At 42.9% G+C, this 18840-nt stretch carries 16 protein-coding genes; 4 read left to right on the plus strand and 12 right to left on the minus strand.

Going from position 1 to position 18840, the window contains the following annotated elements:
• The 7 genes from essC to hisS form a co-directional block, all read right to left on the minus strand.
• Positions 1 to 4398: a type VII secretion protein EssC gene (essC, locus tag HMPREF1150_RS09585; RefSeq protein ID WP_009659200.1), complete on the minus strand. Its 4398-nt coding sequence runs from the start codon at positions 4396 to 4398 to the stop codon at positions 1 to 3.
• 2 nt (positions 4399 to 4400) lie between these two features.
• A complete protein-coding gene (essB, locus tag HMPREF1150_RS09580) occupies positions 4401 to 5660 on the minus strand; it encodes a type VII secretion protein EssB (RefSeq protein ID WP_009659186.1) in 1260 nt (419 codons plus the stop codon).
• A 1-nt stretch (position 5661) separates the two neighbouring features.
• Positions 5662 to 5901 (minus strand): EsaB/YukD family protein, encoded by a 240-nt coding sequence (locus HMPREF1150_RS09575; RefSeq protein WP_002894139.1) that lies wholly within the window; start codon positions 5899 to 5901, stop codon positions 5662 to 5664.
• Between the two features lies 1 nt (position 5902).
• Complete coding sequence (essA, locus tag HMPREF1150_RS09570; protein ID WP_009659201.1) at positions 5903 to 6361, minus strand: type VII secretion protein EssA; 459 nt, start codon at positions 6359 to 6361, stop codon at positions 5903 to 5905.
• A gap of 6 nt (positions 6362 to 6367) precedes the next feature.
• Entirely contained in the window at positions 6368 to 9304 is a 2937-nt protein-coding gene (gene esaA, locus HMPREF1150_RS09565) for a type VII secretion protein EsaA (protein WP_032905355.1), read from the minus strand.
• 235 nt (positions 9305 to 9539) lie between these two features.
• Positions 9540 to 9827, minus strand: coding sequence for a WXG100 family type VII secretion target (locus HMPREF1150_RS09560; RefSeq protein WP_009659211.1), 288 nt, complete (start codon positions 9825 to 9827; stop codon positions 9540 to 9542).
• Positions 9828 to 9994: 167 nt separating this feature from the next.
• Positions 9995 to 11275: a histidine--tRNA ligase gene (gene hisS, locus HMPREF1150_RS09555; RefSeq protein WP_002913930.1), complete on the minus strand. Its 1281-nt coding sequence runs from the start codon at positions 11273 to 11275 to the stop codon at positions 9995 to 9997.
• 180 nt (positions 11276 to 11455) lie between these two features.
• Here hisS and HMPREF1150_RS09550 point away from each other — a divergent pair, with 180 nt between their 5' ends.
• Positions 11456 to 11797 (plus strand): metal-sulfur cluster assembly factor, encoded by a 342-nt coding sequence (locus tag HMPREF1150_RS09550; protein ID WP_002899327.1) that lies wholly within the window; start codon positions 11456 to 11458, stop codon positions 11795 to 11797.
• Between the two features lie 83 nt (positions 11798 to 11880).
• Here the strand turns inward: HMPREF1150_RS09550 and ilvD are convergent, their stop codons facing one another.
• Both ilvD and HMPREF1150_RS09540 read right to left on the minus strand, forming a co-directional pair.
• On the minus strand, positions 11881 to 13584 hold the full coding sequence (gene ilvD, locus HMPREF1150_RS09545) for a dihydroxy-acid dehydratase (protein ID WP_032905356.1): 1704 nt from the start codon (positions 13582 to 13584) through the stop codon (positions 11881 to 11883).
• Positions 13585 to 13712: 128 nt separating this feature from the next.
• On the minus strand, positions 13713 to 14579 hold the full coding sequence (locus HMPREF1150_RS09540; protein ID WP_002908268.1) for a hypothetical protein: 867 nt from the start codon (positions 14577 to 14579) through the stop codon (positions 13713 to 13715).
• 185 nt (positions 14580 to 14764) lie between these two features.
• Between HMPREF1150_RS09540 and rpmF the strand changes: the two genes are divergently transcribed.
• The 3 genes from rpmF to HMPREF1150_RS09530 all read left to right on the plus strand — a co-directional run bounded on the left by rpmF (position 14765) and on the right by HMPREF1150_RS09530 (position 16645).
• The gene (gene rpmF / locus HMPREF1150_RS09535) at positions 14765 to 14947 is read left to right on the plus strand and encodes a 50S ribosomal protein L32 (protein WP_002908270.1); all 183 of its coding nucleotides are present in this window, start codon (positions 14765 to 14767) and stop codon (positions 14945 to 14947) included.
• Positions 14948 to 14962: 15 nt separating this feature from the next.
• Positions 14963 to 15112 carry a 50S ribosomal protein L33 gene (gene rpmG / locus HMPREF1150_RS11470; RefSeq protein ID WP_001265622.1) on the plus strand — a complete coding sequence of 50 codons (150 nt, stop codon included), beginning with the start codon at positions 14963 to 14965 and terminating at the stop codon, positions 15110 to 15112.
• A gap of 147 nt (positions 15113 to 15259) precedes the next feature.
• Positions 15260 to 16645, plus strand: a complete 1386-nt coding sequence (locus HMPREF1150_RS09530; RefSeq protein ID WP_002908272.1) for a hypothetical protein — start codon at positions 15260 to 15262, stop codon at positions 16643 to 16645.
• Positions 16646 to 16741: 96 nt separating this feature from the next.
• Here HMPREF1150_RS09530 and HMPREF1150_RS09525 read toward each other — a convergent pair whose 3' ends face one another.
• From HMPREF1150_RS09525 to HMPREF1150_RS09515, 3 genes are all read right to left on the minus strand, one after another.
• Positions 16742 to 16966, minus strand: a complete 225-nt coding sequence (locus HMPREF1150_RS09525) for a helix-turn-helix transcriptional regulator (protein ID WP_009659184.1) — start codon at positions 16964 to 16966, stop codon at positions 16742 to 16744.
• A gap of 2 nt (positions 16967 to 16968) precedes the next feature.
• Positions 16969 to 17565, minus strand: a complete 597-nt coding sequence (locus HMPREF1150_RS09520) for a membrane protein (protein WP_009659207.1) — start codon at positions 17563 to 17565, stop codon at positions 16969 to 16971.
• 197 nt (positions 17566 to 17762) lie between these two features.
• A complete protein-coding gene (locus HMPREF1150_RS09515; RefSeq protein WP_002899613.1) occupies positions 17763 to 18797 on the minus strand; it encodes a SepM family pheromone-processing serine protease in 1035 nt (344 codons plus the stop codon).
• Positions 18798 to 18840 lie beyond the last annotated feature (43 nt).

Consider the following 18840-nt stretch of genomic DNA (forward strand, 5'->3'; position numbering starts at 1 on the left):
TTAACGAATAACTACTTTAACTCTACTTCCAAGTCCATCTACTACATAGTAGTGGATTTGCCTTTCTAATTGCCCTTCTCTTAATGGCTTATTTGTAATATTTAACAACGATTGATCACTGATTCTTATTGCAAACAATCCTTGTTTAAATCCTTTAGCCACCTTAGAAGCAATGTCAATTTGTCGATTGAGAGTTGGTCCGGTCATAACAATTGAGGCATAACCACCACGTAACCCTTTATCTAACACAAAAGCTAAACTGTCCAAAGCGCTATTAGATAACTCATTGACTAGCTCAACCATATTATAAACAACCAGAGTAGCTTCATGCTGAACCCTGCGTTCTTCTATTCTAGTTTGAATGCGATTTTTAACATCATAGATTAGGTCTGAGACTTCCTCTCCACTAGCTAGTAAGATCCCTTCCATTTCAGGCAGATTATGATACTTCGGCGCCAGCACAATCACCTTCTGCTTACCTCGTGCAATCTGCTCAGTCAAAGCACTCATCTGCTCTTCCTTGTCTGTCAAGTAGAGAAGATTACCCTTAGATAGATTCCAAGTAATTGGTTCAACTGTCTCCATATCCAGTCCTAGCGGTACTAAGCCCTGTTCATAAGCGGCTTGGACACTAGCCCGGCTATAGAAGTCCGCCTCCGTCAACTCCTCTGGTACCATTGGAATGGCACTTGGTCGCTGTCCGGTCCAAGCTTCTTGGAGAGAAGCGACTTCTTGACGCAGGTTGTTGAGGACTTGCGCATCATTAGCACCCGCTACTGGAAGAGCCAGTTGGATAACATCGACTTCGTCACGCTTCATAAGCGCCCGACCCTTGATGTCTTCCATGGTTGACGCAAGCGGGGTAGAGCCCACAATTGAGCGAACTTCTCCCACATCATTCTGCGGCAGACTCAGCTGGTGCTTGAAGTTGGCGTAGAACTGCGCCCGAAGGTTGGACTGACGGCCCGCTGTTACCAAAAGGTGAACGCCGATACTGAGACCTTCACGGGAGATCCGCACCAAAAGCTTGAAGAGCTCCGCTTCATAAGCTTCTTCCCTCATGGACTCATAGCTGTCCAGCAGGATGACGATAGCCGGTTCTTCCTGACCGCTAGCCTGACGGTAGAGCTCTAGTGTACCAACACCGTAGTCGGACAAAAGCTTCTTACGCCGGTTGAGCTCCCGCTCCATGATACGGACAAACTTGGCAATCTTCTCCGTCTGATCCAAAAGCAGGGTATCGGCTACCTGTGGTAATTGGCCAAGTGGTGCCAAACCATTGGTCCCGAAGTCCATCAGGTAGAGGGTGACATCTTTGGGACTGAACTTGCGAGCCAAGTCCATGGCCGCACTCTGCAGGAAGGTTGTCTTCCCCGTACCAGGACTTCCGTAGAGCAGGATATGCCCATCCTTGGACAGGTTGACAGAGACAGGCTCTTGCTTCTGTGCCTGCGGAATATCCGCCATTCCCAGAAGGACGGAGACAGGCTTCTTCTGCTCCCAGGCTTCCTGCGGCTGGATCGGTTCCAGTTCCTGTAGGGTCATCCGCTCTTTAAGCGGTGGCAGCCATGGCTGTGGTACTGGTGGGATTTGCTGGCTCTCTGTCAGCAGTTGGATCTGACTGACAATGGCCTCCAGCTCCGTCGGTACTTCCTTGATATCCTCGGCTAAGTCAAGACCTGACAGATCTTGATTGAGCACTTCGTATTGGCCTAGGTCGTTGATCAGGTAGATGGTATGGTCTTCAATTCCCATCTCGTCCTTATCTGGCTGATAGTCTGCACCTGACCAGGCTGACTGGAAGAGTTCATAGACTTCATTATTGCCGACCTGCAGATAGGCCCGACCAGTCTGGGTGATCTCTGCCGCATCTGGTGTCTTAAGCATTTCCATTGAGTCCGTCCGGTCTGCCACCTTGAGCGCCAGCTTAAAGCGGGAGTTGGACCAGATCTGGTCATCCACCACCCCAGAGGGCTTCTGAGTAGCCAGGATCAAGTGGACACCGAGGGAACGTCCGACCCGAGCGATGGATACCAGCTCCTTGATAAAGTCAGGCTGGTTGACCTTGAGCTCTGCGAACTCATCCGAGATGAGGAAGAGATGGGGCAGGGGTTCAGTTGCTTCCCCGTTTTTAAATTTCTTTTGATATTGGTTGATATGATTGACTTCAAACTCTCTGAAGAGCCGCTCCCGACGGTGAATCTCCGCATTGATGGAAGCCAGCGCCCGCATGGATTGGGCCCCGTCCAAGTTGGTAATGGTTCCCAAGAGATGGGGCAGGTTCTTGAAGAGGTTGGCCATTCCCCCACCCTTGTAGTCGATGAGCAGAAAGGCTACATCGTGCGGGTGGAAGTTGACAGCCAGACTCAGGATATAGGACTGGATAGTCTCTGACTTCCCAGATCCGGTTGTCCCGGCAATGAGCCCGTGCGGTCCGTGAGCTTTTTCATGCAGGTTGAGATAGACCAGGTCTTCCTTGCCCCGCAGGCCGATAGGCACCGCCAAGCTCTTATAAGGCGCATTCTGTTGCCACTTTTGCAAGACTTGCAGGTCCGAGAAGGTCTCCGCCCCATACATCTCCATAAAGGTCACGGTATCAGGGATTGAGCTTTTGAGATTCTGCAGGTGATTGAGCGGCGCCAAGGTCCGAGCGATTCGCTCCTTGTCATAGCCTTCTGGGAAATGATCCAAGCGGAAGTCAATCTCTCTGAGGATTCCTTCTTCCATGACTAGCTGACCAGTGTTACGGTCCTTGATATTGACAACCGTCTTGATATTCTCAGACAGCGAGCTCATCACATCCTGCACGAAGATGAGTGAGCAGCCCAGGTCCGTCGGATCCTCAGTAAAGAACTCCATGATGATATGGTCGAGAATCAGCTTTTCATCTGTGACCAATACCACATAGTGAGGACTATAGAGTGTCGTCTCCTGCCGGGTCGCTTCTTCCTTCTGCGCCTTGCGCAGTTTCAGGATTTGGTTGAGACTGTTTAGGACCTGATCGTGCGTCCGCTGGTTATAGACAAAGCCACGGACGTTCAGCTCTTGTAGAGTCGCATGCGGCAGCCAGCGCAGCCAATCCCATTGGTCGCGCTCCTCCTCTGGCATGATGGTAATCACCTGCACATCGTGGTAGGAGTGAAAGACCGCCAGCTGCATGACCAAGAGCTGGAGCTGTTCCAGAACCAGATTGCGCGGACCGATATAGCCGACCGGTCCATGACTAAGATTAGCCACGATAGGAAGGTCGGGAATTTTCTTATGCCGAGTATAGAGAGCATAGCCCTCCTCTTCCAGCGCATCTTTCTTTCCGCTCCGCTCCTCTTGACCGTAGGTCAGCTTATAGGAGGTCGGCACCTGGCCAAGTCCCAAGCGATAGTAAAGAAAGTCAAAGTGCAGCGGTGTCTTCTCGTAGATGCGGTGGCTGTAGTCTGTCACCAGACCCGTTAATTCGTTAATGTTTGGGAAATGGTAGAGCATGCCATCACGCTGCTCACGTTCCAGCTTATTCAGCTCAATAGCCTTGTCTTTTAAATAGAGGTGATAAAGATCGATGCGCTCTTTCTTGTCTTCCTTGAACTTCTTGCGGTTTTTGAAGAAACCTCGAACCGAAAAGATAGCACTGGCGATTGACATAGTAACTGTAACGAGGATATAAATTCCCCGCGGCTGAACCAGTGTAATCAACACCGTCACCCCAACCATGAGAAGTGGCGGCACAATCAGTCTCAAGAGCTCATCATTGGGCTTTTGAGGCTCCTTGCTTGGCGGAGCAATCTGAATCTTGTCCTCTGAACTCCGATAGATAATCCGCGGTGAACGGTGATAGTCTGGATAGTCTGGGTAAAAACCATGGCGAGAAGCGCCCCGCAAGGTCAGGTTAGAACTGACCGTAGCTGGACCCGTCACCCAGATTTCTTCTGGATAGACCTTGAGGCAGATGCCTTCCAAGCTTAGCTCGTCACCGGCTTCCAGCTGGATTTGATCTCCCGTCCACTCAACGTGATTGAGGTAGACTTGACCTCGCATCTTGGTCAAAAGCCAAGAATCATTTGTTCGCTTCAAGAGCAACTCCAAAGGCGCTTCCAGACTGATAGCTGCCCCCTTCTGGTCGCTAATGAGTAACTCTTTTCTGTCCAGCAGGTCATAAACAGCCGGTTCTGAATCAGATTGATACAAGGTGAGATTACCCAAGGTCAGACCATCAGTTACGACACCCGTTTCTTCCCCCATCTGATAAAAGACTTGCCCTTTAGCTAGCTGAAGCTGGATAGGAGTCTCCTGATGGGGCAGGTAAAGCTGAGCCTTCTCGCTCGCTGCCAAGAGAACTTTCTTGTCCTCTGTCAGCTGTAGCTCATAGCGCAGATGGTCTGTATAGATGATGATTGTCTTGCTCATACTTACTCCTTCGCGCTACTGCTAGACGACGCTTCACTGCTGGAGGAAGAGCTTGCTCCTGAAGAACCTTCCTCGCCAGAAGCGCTTGAGCTAGAATCACCAGTTAGAAGCTCCTTGCGGCTATCCCAGTATTTCTTATACTCGCCTTCCAAGGACTCAAGCTTAGTCTCCCGATCCTTACCAGACAAACTATCGTCCTCACGTACCTTTTTCATCTCCTGCGTCAAGGCATAGATAATCAGATCTGAGTCATTAATCCGTTTGGCTGTGTCCAAAGCATCTTCAAAATCATTACGTCCAACTTGAATCCAGTAATTGAGATACAAATCATCTGATTTTAGTGTGACATTGTTCAGGATGACCTTGCGCTGATCATCGGAAAATTCCAGCCCCTGGATATAAGAATAGGCGAGTTCATATTTCTGTGTATTCGGCAGACTCTTAGGAGAGATTCCCTCCAGCTCATCGATGACCTTGCTATAGTCCACTTTGATAAAGGCAGTATCCGCCTGTAACAGCTTTTCCTTGAAAGGATTCTGTATGAAAATCAGATAAATCAAAGGAATGGTCAAAATCACAACAGCTGCTGTCAGCCAGATGGTTGCCAGTTTGAAAATCTTATGCTGGCGCTTGGAGACCAGTGTCTGCTTCTCTGCTTCTTCTGCAGCCTTTTCCTGATAGGATTTCTCCAAAACAGCAACCGCATCTTCCAGAGTCTCAGCCTCACGCAGTTCCACTAAGAAATCTGGCAGAGTTTCTAGCTCTAGCGAGCCCTTGTAAAGCTCCATAAAGTCCAGATCTGCAAAGAGCGTCACCGCAAAGCACTTAGCCTGACGCAAAAAGTCCTCCCGAGAAATAGCCTGAGGTGTCATGATGCCCGGAACTCCGCGGTAGGCAATCTTCGCCTGAGCATCCTTGGTAATAAATAGATTGCTAGGATGCAGCAAAAAAGTAACCGGCAATTCCAATGCCGCTTCCAAAGCAAACACATTGAGAGCCAGACGAATCCGCTCAGAAATCGTGCGCTTTTCAATATCTTCTTTAGAAAGCCCTAAAGGCTCAATCTGATAGATGAAGTAGACACTATCGTGATCAGCCTTAGTCTCCTGCTCCAAGAAAAGCGGATGATGCAGGTCCAAAAGCAAGAGCTCCCGCAAATCCTGCGTTGCCACATCCGAGCGCTTCAGCGTTAGGCTCCAATTCTTATCATTTTTTTCATAGATAAACTCTTGTTCAGCAAATACAAATTTTTCCTCAGTCACCTTAAATCTCCTCAATCTCTACTAAATCTCCTGTTGTGACTGGATAATCAGCCAAAACCTTGCCCTCATCCAGTATCAACCCCTTGTTAATAATCCGCAGCTGATACTTATGACGCTTTCCTTCGATATTGAAAATCTGATCAATCTCCCGAATGAAACGACGAACCTCAATCCGCTTAGGAATACGAATATCCACGTCCTTATCCCGCAAACGGAGGGTGATATTGATATGTCCTTCCATGTTATACTTCTCCCTTACTGATACGATAGCTGACAAAGACAGTCATACTGACCAAGAGTACGGCTGCTACAAAGTAGACTACTCCTGGCAGAAAATCATCCCAGCTGCTTTCATCATCACTTTTCAAACTCGTCTGCAACTTGGACAATTTTTCCGTTCCCGGCTGAAAAAGCTCCTTGGAATGGTAAATATCCGTCGGCCCCTGTATAGCAGAAAACAGTTGTCCCGCTTCTGTGGCCAACTGTTTGTTTTGATACTTCTTCATCTCCTGAATTTTTTCCTGATTTTCAGCAACGAAAAGAGACTTGGTGCCTTCCGATTGTGCACCAAAGTTCAGTTCTTGCTCTTTTTCAATCCGCGAATTATCTATCTGCAGACGATTATCCTTAAGCTCATCTGCGGCAACAGCCGTCACCGCAAACGAACTTAGGAGTAGGAATAAAAACAGAATTCTTTTCATACTCTTTTAAACTTCCTCAGTTTTTAATGTTCTAGTCTTGATAAAGATATTAGCTGCAACCAGCAGAGCCAGCAAGACAATCAGACCAAAGATGGCAAAGAAACCAGCTGTCTTGCCGTCAAAGTAACCTGACAGCATACCTTCTAGCACAGACAAGGCATTCAAGCTCTTGATAAAGGCTGGGAAGCCAGTCAAGCTAGCTGTCGTACCAATGGCACTAGACAGGTAGACAAAGCTGATAATCATGAAGAAAGCTAAGCCCATACCTATCACGCGCAAATGCTTGAGGAACAAATACTGCCCCTGAATCAAGACAAAGCTAGCAACCACAATCAACAAGACCCAAGATGGTACATATTCCTTTCCAATATGAAGCTGCATGCTGGAGACAATCCCAATGACCAGACCAATCGTCAGAGACAGAAAGCCTAGAATGCCCACAGTCGTAATATCTGTATCTTGTAGTTTATTAAGCTTAAAGCGGTCTTTAACCTTGCGCACAATATTTTGCGTTGCAAAGAGATAGGCCGTAAAGAGACTGACAATCTCCAACAAGAGAATCCAAGTAAACGGACGGTAAACATTGACAGTCGCTTTGACAGATGAAGAAGACTGAGCAACTGGATTAGATAGGAAGTCCAACAATACTTCATTAGGAACACCGTTCTCATAGGCATTGTTAAGAACCTTGACAAAGGACTCCACAAAGTTGCCATTATCTTCCAATTCCTTATTGAATTGTCCCATCAAGCTTTCAGCATTCGCAGACAATTTCTCTGTCGTTCCTTGTGCATTTTCCAGCTCACGATTGAAGCTGCTGAAGATCTGGTTGACACTATCAGCTGCTTGCACATTGGTCTGTGAAGAAGACTTAACGCCAGAAGTTGAAGACAGCAAGGATGAGAATTCTGAATTCAGAGATGACAAATCGGTGTCTGTCTTTTTCAGTGCATCAGTAGAAGTTTCCCGAGAAGTTGAGATGCCTTTCAATTTCTCTCGTACATCTTTGTAAAGATTGAGCTGTTTATCAATCTCAGTTGCGAGTTCTGAATTGATCCCTTTGACGTCTTCTATCTTGTTTTTCAAGTTATTAATCGTTTCATCCAAGGTTTCTTTAACCCCTTGACTCTTACCATCGTTACTTTTAGACAAGCTATTTTGATAGCTATCTAGATTCGAATTAATAGCATTTATCAAAAGGGTAGATAAAGATTCAGACATATCTTTATTTTTTAACTCATCAAAAGAATTATAAGCTTGGATTAAAGACATAACGTGTTGATAGGCAGAAGAAATCTCTTGTACTTTAGCTCCATATGCCGCTGCCGCTTTTTGTGCATCCTCTACATTCACCGGCGCACTTGCAACCTTAATACCATTCAGAGAAATATCAATTGAGCTGTCAACTGAAGTGGCTGCAGCATCATTAGCTACACTGAACTGCACATTAAAATTAGCCCCCTCAGCTAAATTAATTTCTTGCCCATTTGCTACTGTTTCGCCATTGTATGTAATAGTTTTAATTGTTACACCTGTTGGTGGAGTGACTGACAAAGTAGCCTTTCCAACCTGGCTATTAACTGGGCTGGCTGTAGAGCTAGCCGCTTTCTCTGCAGCTGCTGCCAGATTGTCTAACTCAGCACTTCCATTTCCTTGTGGTGTTCCAAATTGCGAAATGGTTGAATAGTCAAGAGCAGGAACAGACAATCCGAATTTCACCTCTGTTGGTTGAGAAGCTGGCAAAGCTTTTACTGCTTCAGCTATTTGTGCCTTCAAAGAAGCATCGTAGCTTGTTATAGCATCTCCTAACACTGCGCTAAGAGTAATAGGCTTGCCTTCTTCAACACCATAGTAGGTCCTTAATTTATTATCAACAAAGTCCTTAATCTGTTGTTTATGGACATCTAATTGCCCACGTTCTGCTTTTAAGGCAGCTTCCAACTGCTCTAGTTGCTTGCTGACATTATCAGATTGATTTTGATTTGGCTGATTATTATTATCGTCTGAATCATCACTAGATTGTTTTTTGGCAAGTTCAAGCTGTGCAGTCAATTTTTGTTGCGATTCGCTCAAACTATTATAAAGCGTCTCAGTTTCATTTGCCAAAAGCTGACGATCCATCTCAATCAGCTGGGTCATAAATTCTTCATAACTAGTTTGGTCACTAACTCGCTGTTTGAGAAGACTATCAAAATTCTTTCCATAAGTGGCCTGAGAATTATCCAAGTCATCGAAAGCCTTAGCATAAGTTTCCAGAGTCGTCTTCAGAGAGTTATTGGCTTCGACAGATGAGGCAGACATACTAACCAACGTTGGGAAGATATTCTTAGACCCAATAGCAGACTCCAACAAGTTAGTTCTGTAATTGCCAATATTAGTGATTTGGACCTCTGAACTAGCCTGCACATTCTGCTGAGCTGTATATAGATTGCTCAAGATGCTTGCCATATACATATCAACCAATTGGCTATTCAGATCCGCGATAATATCCTTAGCTAGATTATTAGCTTCATTTTCAATCTGCTGATTTCCCGCAGCATTGACCTTATAAGTAACGATTGTCCGATCTGCGCTGATAGCATTAACATCTAGCACCTTCTCTGAAAAGTCACTTGGAATCGTCACGACCAGTTGATATTTACCATTTTCCAGACCAGTATCCGCAGCTCCACGCGTCACGATATACCAGTTTTGAGAGTCATCTCGTTCCAGATTCTTGACATAGCTAGCACCAAGATTGTACTCTTTCTTGTCAACCTTGACAGCCCGATCCTCATTGACAACCGCAACATTTAGTTTAGTCTTTTGGTCAGTGCGAATCTTGCTGTCCCTAGCAGTGCTTGTATTCTTTTGCACTGCGACATTCAGCGTCACTACAGCAGCCAGCAAGGCAATAACCAAAACAACGTTTCCTATATACTTAAGTAATTTTTTATTTCCCATGGATGTAAATTTCTTTTTCTTTTTAAATTTTTTTAGTTTATTGTTACATAAAAAAGCACACAGAAAGACACAAACAGCTCTAACAGTCTAATTCAGATATTGATTCAGATTGTCAGAGCTTGCCTTTACATTGCAGCGATTTTCTTATCAAACATGAAAGAAACTGCCATTTTTTCATTTTTAATCTTTACAAAAATAGGAAGGCTCTTGCCTTCCTAAAGCCGTTATAACAAAATTAGTGAATTTGTGCAGCGATATCTTGGTCAGTTTGCTCAACGATGTCAGCAACTTTAATCAACTGAGCATTGATATCTTGGAGCAATTGTGCAAATTCTTTGATTTTTGGAGACAATTCGTTGAATTGTGCTTCAAAGCTATCAAATGCAGAACCATCCCAGTTATCAGCAATAATTGCTTGTTCATTAGTCAATGTAGTCAAAACTTGAGTTACATTTTCAGAACCTTCAGTGTATCTGTTTGCAGATTGACGAAGTTCTTCTGGAGTCAATTTAATTTGTGCCATAGTTGTTTCTCCTTTAGCAAATTTATATAACGAGTACATTATATCAATAATCACTTTATGTTTCAAGTTTTTAAAGATATTTTTTTAGAAAATATATTGACATTGTGTCAACTAAACCCGTTCAAATATCTGATACTATAGCGTTTCTGACTGTTAGGTTAAAACCTTTAAAACCCCAATTTTTCAAAAATAAGCTGATAGTTTTCTTGGATTTGGTCTAGGCTAACAGTAATCTCTTCACGATTATGGTTGTTCTTAACAGTTACCTGACCATTTTCCACTTCGCTTTCGCCCAAGGTGATAAGAGTTTTGGATTTAAAGATATCAGCCGACTTAAACTGAGCCTTGAGCTTGCGGTCGAGATAATCCCTCTCTGCCGCAAATCCTTGTGCGCGGAGAGCCTGCACTAACTCCAAAGCTCTGCTATTGGCACCAGCTCCTAAAACAGCTACATAAACATCCAGAGCGGTTTCAATCGGCAGATCTACTCCTTGCTTGTCAAGAACGAGAAGTAGGCGTTCTAAGCCCATACCAAAGCCAACACCTGGGGTTTCAGGGCCACCAAAGTAAGCAACCAGACCATCATAACGGCCGCCAGCACAAATGGTCAGTTGACTGCCAGCCACCTCTGTTGTAAATTCGAAAATCGTATGATTATAATAATCCAAGCCACGGACCATGTTGGTATTGATGACATAAGGAATCTGTAAGGTCTCTAGCATGGAGCGAACAGCCGCAAAGTAGATACTGCTCTCCTCATCCAGATAGTCCAGAACAGACGGAGCGCCTTCTACAGCCGCCTTGTCCTCGGGCTCTTTAGAATCCAGCACGCGCAGCGGATTCTCCTCCAAGCGACGTTGGCTATCTGCTGAAAGGCTAGCCTTCAGTGGAGTCAGATAATCAATCAAGGCCTGACGGTAAGCAGCTCTGCTCTCAGGATTACCCAGCGAGTTGAGCTCCAAGCTGACATTGGTAATACCAATATCGTTGAAAAATTGAGCTGCCATAGTAATCATTTCTACATCTGTAGCAGGATTACTAGAGCCAAAACACTCTGCTCCAATCTGGTGAAACTCCCGCAAACGGCCGGCCTGAGGCCGCTCATAGCGGAACATAGAGCCCATATAGTAGACTTTGACAGGCTTTTGAACTTCAGGAGCAAAAAGCTTATTCTCTACATAAGAACGTACCACGGGCGCTGTCCCCTCTGGACGTAGCGTGATATGGCGGTCGCCCTTGTCATAGAAGTCATACATTTCCTTAGTTACGATGTCTGTCGTATCCCCGACCGAGCGGCTAATGACTTCATAGTGCTCAAAAATCGGTGTGCGGATTTCGCCGTAATTGTATTTTCTAAATGTCTTGCGGGCAAAGTCTTCTACATACTGCCACTTGGCTGATTCTTGAGGAAGAATGTCCTGAGTTCCTTTAGGTTTTTGTAATTTCATCTTCTGACCTCCGCCTTCTTTAGTACTTATATTCTATCATAAGTCCGCCATTTTGAGGAGTCTGAAAGGGATTTTTCATTTGGAAGAACTAAATACGTTTTCATGTTCCAAAATAACTTGAAAATAAGTCTGAATTGTGAGAAAATAAAAACAATTCAACTCAGATAGAAGGGGATAGCCATGAGAGACGATATCAAAATCAATGACCGAGCAGCTGCAATTCAGGATAAATTGGTGGAGAAGCTCGAGCGCATTTACGATCCGGACGTAGAGCTAGACGTCTATAACTTAGGGTTGATTTATGAAATTAACTTAGACGAGAATGGCCACTGCAAGGTTGTCATGACCTTTACCGATACAGCCTGTGATTGTGCTGAGAGTCTGCCCATCGCCATCATGGACTCTCTTAAAAAAATCGATGAGATTGAAAGTGCCTCTGTTGAGGTTACTTGGTCTCCTGCTTGGAAAATCACTCGTATCAGCCGCTTCGGCCGCATTGCCCTGGGAATCAGTCCTAGATAAGAAGATGATTCGTTTATCAGCATTTAAAACAAAAACACCAAACCCGCTAGAAAAACTAGCGGGTTCTTTTTTTCATATATAGGCTATTTCTTGCCGGTTTCTTCTGGTTTCCAGAAGTCAGTAACAGCACCTTTAGCGGCAGAGGAAACCATGTGAGCATATTTACCAAGTACCCCGCGACTATAAAGCGGTGGAATAGTCGTTTCTGCCTTACGTTTCGCCAGCTCTTCATCAGAGACCGCCATGGAAATTTCCTTGGTGTCTTGGTCAACCGTGACCATATCGCCTGTACGAAGATAGGCAATCGGGCCGCCATCCTGAGCTTCTGGAGCAATGTGTCCAACAACCAAGCCATAAGTACCGCCTGAGAAGCGGCCGTCAGTTAGAAGGGCCACCTTGTCCCCTTGACCTTTCCCTACGATGATAGAAGAAAGTGACAGCATTTCTGGCATACCAGGGCCACCCTTTGGTCCAACGTAGCGAACTACAACCACATCACCATCGACCACTTCATCGGCCAGTACCGCATCAATAGCGGCTTCTTCTGAGTCAAAGACCTTGGCTGGTCCAACGTGACGGCGCACTTTAACACCAGAAACCTTAGCAACAGCGCCGTCTGGAGCCAGATTACCATGCAAGATAATGAGCGGACCGTCTGCACGTTTTGGATTTTCAAGCGGCATAATGACCTTTTGACCTGGTGTCAGATCAGCAAATTCCGCCAGATTTTCTGCTACCGTCTTACCTGTACAAGTGATGCGATCACCATGCAGGAAGCCATTTGCCAAGAGATATTTCATCACAGCCGGTACTCCACCAACCTCGTAAAGATCTTGGAAGACATACTGACCTGACGGTTTCAAATCAGCCAAATGCGGTACCTTCTCTTGAATGACATTAAAGTCATCAAGTGTTAGCTCAACATTGGCCGCGTGCGCCATGGCCAGCAAGTGCAGAGTAGCATTTGTAGAACCACCCAGAGCCATAGTCACTGTGATTGCATCTTCAAAGGCTTCACGTGTCAAAATATCAGACGGCTTCAGCCCCATCTTCAGCATTTTCACAACAGCACGACCAGCTGCTTCGATATCCTCTTGCTTGTCTTTAGACTCAGCAGGGTGAGAAGAAGAGCCTGGCAGGCTCATGCCCAGAACTTCAATAGCCGTCGCCATAGTATTGGCTGTATACATACCGCCACAGCCACCAGGGCCAGGGCAGGCATTACACTCAATGCGTCGTACTTCCTCAGCAGTCAAGTCACCATGGTTCCATTTCCCAATTCCTTCAAAGACAGAAACCAAGTCAATGTCATTGCCGTCCAGATTCCCCGGCGCAATCGTTCCGCCGTAGGCAAAGATAGCAGGAATATCCATGTTAGCAATGGCAATCATGGAGCCTGGCATATTTTTATCACAGCCCCCGATGGCTACAAAGGCATCCACATTGTGCCCGCCCATGGCAGCCTCGATGGAGTCTGCGATGATATCGCGTGAGGTCAGAGAGAAGCGCATGCCTGGCGTTCCCATGGCAATCCCGTCCGCAACCGTAATAGTCCCATACTGGACAGGCCAAGCTCCCTCTGCTTTGATACCTTCCTTGGCTAGCTTGCCCAAGTCATGCAAATGGATGTTACAGGGTGTATTTTCCGCCCAAGTGGAAATCACCCCAACAATAGGCGTTTCAAAATCTTTATCAGTCATCCCTGTCGCACGAAGCATGGCACGGTTAGGAGATTTTACCATACTGTCATAAATCTTACTTCTGTGACGAATATCCTTATCTGTCATAGCTTTCCCTTTCATTGCAGTAATCTTTGTGCTTTATTATACCACACTTAGGCTGTATTTTACAGAGGAAAATTTTTAAATTTTCAGAATTTTTCAAAAAATGAATTTTCCTTAAAAATAATAAAATTCTAAAAAGTGCGAACCAATTTACCCCCACGGATATCCAACACAATCACCTCAGAATTCCCGCCTATACCGCTACCAGAACGCTCTCTCAAATCATAGCCTACTAGGTAATAACCATCCCAAAATTGACTGTAGTCTAACTTTTTAAGCTTTTGAAAAAATACTCCGGAGTACTTATCTCTAGCTTTCTCATCATCATACAAATCATCAACTAATAGCTCATAGTTCACTCGAAGCTGCAGAGTATGTTTTTGCAGATAAGACTCGACATCAACATTATAATAACCATTGAGAGGCAGGCCTTTCTGCCTGTTCTTTTGGAAATCCTGAACTAGCTCTGCTTGCCCAGCATCCAGCATTTCTGAGGTTATTTGATTATCATCCTGATGAAGCACTTCCATTGTTTCACCTGAAATTTCTTTTAAAGTCAGATCCTCATCTTCTAGCTTTTTGAAGACCGACTTCATTTTCTTAAACTGCTTCTGAACATAAGTCTGCTGCCACATGGCTTCTAGCTGAATGCTATCATCTAAGCCAGTTTCAGTTTCCTCAGGCACGGGACTTAATCTTGAAGCTTCGTATTGCTTGGTTGTCGGATCATAATCCACGCTATCTGAGAAGGTCAAAAGTCTTCCATCAATCTTTTCTTTATAGCTAAAGTCCATGGTCTCACCATAACCTGCCGGTCTATCGTAGTTTTTGACTGTCACTTTCCCCTTGTATCCCATTCTTTGGAAATCCATAGTCAGATGCTTTTCCACTTCTTTCATAGTTTGATAATCACGAAAACTTTTCACCCCCCAAAAGACTAAAATAATACACATGATTCCCAGCCAGAATAGACTAAGTAATTTTAATGCTGCTTTCATAGTCCGCCTCCTTTGTTCCTATTATAGCATACGGAAAAACCGGTTTCTTTTAAAAACCTAAGCAGAAAAGATTTAAAAAAATCTGTCAAGTAACTTTACTTTACAAAAAAGTTTTGTTATACTGTTAAAGTTGATGAAAATCATCAAATTGAATCGAATTCATAATCTAAAAGGAGAAACAAACAATGGCAGTACCTGCACGTCGCACTTCAAAAGCGAAAAAAAACAAACGCCGCACTCACTACAAAGTGACAGCTCCAACTGTATCTTTTGACGAAACTACTGGTGATTACTCACGCTCTCACCGTGTATCCCTTAAAGGATACTACAAGGGCCGTAAGATTGCCAAAGCTGCTGCAGCAGAATAATAGAAGGGAGCTACCATGCGCGTAAATATCACACTTGAACACAAAGAATCTGGTGAACGCTTGTACCTTACTTCTAAAAACAAACGCAACACACCAGACCGTCTTCAATTGAAGAAATACTCACCAAAACTTCGCAAGCACGTTGTGTTTACAGAGGTTAAATAATTGAGATAAAGAAAATCCTTTGAAATCAACATTTCAAAGGATTTTTTCTTTTGATTTTAGCAAAATAACTGAATTATAACTGATTAAAATTTGAATACATAAAATTTTGATATAATTATCATAAGAAAATCTTTAAAGGTAGATAATATGAAAAAGACAAACAGAATCAATTTCACTAAAAAAATTTCCGAAGTTTCCAAACAAATTGAAGAAGTCAAAATCACTTGTTTTTATATGTTGAGTACTGACTTATACAAAATAGACAATAATAATTTAACAGAAATAATAATTAAGAAATTTGAAAATCATCCTGCTACAATTATGACATTAATAGCAACCGACAATAAAAAACTTTTTCAAAAAAAACATAAATCATGGAAAATCCCCAAAGAGTTACGACATTTAAAAAGCGAGGTAGACGAGAAAACAAATTACTATTTAGATTTATATTTTACAAAACTAGAAAATGCAAAACAAAATTATCTATCCGGTGCTAAATCTAACCAATTTGTTAAATTTGTTTTTGCACCTCTGATAGAATTAAGTTTAGAAGATGAATTACATTTTTTCTTTGTTACGCTCACTATTTTTCAAAACGGATCAATAATAATAGAATTATTTGAGGACTTAAGATCTTCATTCTATGCTATAGACTTTTTCAGTTCCTATACAAAAATGAAAGCCAAAATGTTTCCTGATTTCAAACAAAAAAGTCGAATATATTCTTATAATTCAAGTCAACAACTTTTTGACATTTTAAATTACATTAAACAGGAGCTGTCATCTATAAATGGAGGAATACAATTAAGTGAACGTTACTTTTTCTTACATTTTATCACTAATATGAACGAAATGAATAAATTAGATTTCTTTAAAAAAGATAAATTATACACTCACATGGTTAATGCAGCTCCAAATGTTCCAGCAGATCCATTTTCTAAAGAACGGTCAAAACATTATTTAACAAACTACTTTGATTTAGATTATATTAATTATATAAACAAAGGTGCAAATTATATCATATGGAATAACGACAATCCTAATAATTTTGAATCTAATTTTCTAAAACAAGCTAGCTTCTTTTTATCTTCAGCTACTCCGTTCTTTCAGTTAGTTTGTCTAGATGAAACTATTATGGACGGACTCGAAAAATTTCAACTTTCAAATGATAAACAGCTAATTAAATTTAATGAGTGGATTCACAACTATAAAAGATCTTCTCTTTTTATCTATCGAATCAATCATCGAGCTGTTTTTGACTTGTTTACTCATTTACAAAAGAACTCTTACTTTAAGCATGATGAATATATAGAAAAAATTAAGCAAGAAGAATTCAATTTATTAAAAAAGCGAAACCAATTTAATGAGTTACAAAAGAATAGAATTATGGAAATTATGCTTTTCATTGTTAGTTCGGTTTCTGTTCTTCAGATTGTAGATATTTTTACTAATAATATTAAAATTTTATCAATAAGTGCTTTGATTACTATCCTTTTGGCTATTGGAATACTAATGCATAGAAATCATAAATGATATTTAAAACCTTTGAAATGTTGATTTCAAAGGTTTTTTTATTTTGGCTTCAATTCCTAATTAATCAACACACTTAATAGCAGGTCTCGAAAAGAATTATTCCTCCTCTTTCTGTCTGAGTTCAAAGAGATCTTCTACTTTTAGATTGAAGACTTGAGCAATTTTGAGAGCCATTTCCAGCGAAGGGTTGTAGCGGTTATTTTCCAAGTGCAGAATTGTCTCGCGCCGCATACCGATGCGGTCAGCTAGCTCCTGCTGAGTCATGCCCTTGGATTCGCGAACGGATTTGAGATTAGTGATAATCTTGCTTTCTTTGGCCATGATCATCCTCTCCGTTCTAAGATAAGATAGACAACTGCAAAGATGCAAATCAAGGCAGCTATGCTAATAAAGATCTGGCCCATGTAAAGAGTGAGAGACCCCATGTATCCAATGATAACTGCTAGGATCATCAGTGCGCCTAGTATAAAAACAAACATCAAGCTAGCTGCCTTAGCTAGATTAGCATAGAAACGTTCGTCTGGAGTTTCCTTGACATTTTTCAAAGAGAAAAAACCAAATACAATTGCTTCAATAACGAGGCCAACTCCCAAAATCCATTCCTTAATGCTGGATCCTTCGCTTGGGGTCGCAACCCAAATTCCTACTGTATAAAAAATGGTTGCTGCAAACAAAAGCATCGTGTATAGCTTAGCAGACAAGTCAAAAATAGTCTTTCCCTTACCTTTCTGACTCTTATGAGGCCATGGTTTCATGTGCAGCCAGCCCCAAATAGCTACAATCTGACCTAATACTGAAATACCAACAATAATCAACTTGGGTCCCCAACTAAGATTAGAACTAAATAAAACAGTAAAATCAATAAAGAGAGCTGCGGCAATCATCGCAATGAGACCACCCGTTTTTTGACTATTTTTCATGATAGACTCCTTTCCTTGTGTTAGAAATATTTAACACTCTTTATGTTATAAATATATCACACAGCGATTTGGAAATCAAGTATTTATGTGCTAAGGTGGCAATTATTTGAAAAAATTCTATAATAAAAGCTCTCGCCAGATAAATAACTAGCAAGAGCTTGTGTTTCTATTGACTATTCATAGAGTAGCAAAGTCCCTTATTCCATCTCTCTGAGATAGTTCAAAGCTTCGTTGAAGGTTTTGACAGGGACGATTTTCATTTTACTCTTGATTTTGATAGAAGCACGAAGTGCCTCATGGTAGTTAGAGCGCAACTTGGGATTGTACTGGGCAATATCGGCATCAATGGTGTCATCAGGGACAAAGAAAATCTCCGCGCCTGCCTTATCGGCAGCCATGACCTTCATCTCTATCCCGCCAATCCGGCCAACATTTCCCTTGTGGTCAATCGTTCCAGTACCAGCAATAGTTTTTCCTTTAGTAATGTCTTCAGACACGAGCTGATTGTAAAGCTCCAGACTGAACATGAGTCCACCAGAGGGACCTGCTACACCGTTGCTCTTAAACTCCGTCAGAGGATTCATGGCAACACTAGCTTTAGAACCCAATTCGATTCCCAAACCAGGTTTACCAGTTGTCTCATCCACAATTACAGGACCGCTAGCCAAACCGATTACACCATTTCGACTGTACTCAATTGATACCACATCGCCGACTGTCCGCTGTTCCATCTGATCAACGATGTCGTATGGGCTAGTGTAAGTCTGATTGTCAATCTTTAAAATCACATCGCCTTTCTGCAGCTCCTTTGACAGAGGTGTCTCACTGCTGATGCCACCTACGTAAATCTCTTTATGTCTAATCTCAACTGTACGACCAGCAGCCTGATAAGCCACTTGCAAGGCATTGAGATGGGAAGATCCCATAGTGCTGTTCTCTCGCTCTTCCCGTCCCTTTTCCTTATCGAAATAGTTTTCAGGAACAGAGACATACTCTGTTTCCAGCCTGTAATTAGGCAGCAGAGTCAAAAAGAGACTGAACACTCGGGCCTTGGAAACACCAACAGCCATGACATAGATTTTACCTTTTCCTTTATCAGTTCCTCCTTGAACTTGGACAAAGTCTTTGGCATTCAAAGCCGGCCTCACGGTCTCTAATTCATAAGGGAGAGGAATAAAGCCTATCCCAGTTAGCACCAAAGCTGTTATTAAGATTCTTGTTACTGATTTCATACCCTTCCTCTTGTTTCTATTAAGTATTGTCTGGTCTTTCTAC

This window comes from Streptococcus sp. AS14 (genome assembly GCF_000286495.1).
GTDB lineage: Bacteria > Bacillota > Bacilli > Lactobacillales > Streptococcaceae > Streptococcus > Streptococcus sanguinis_P.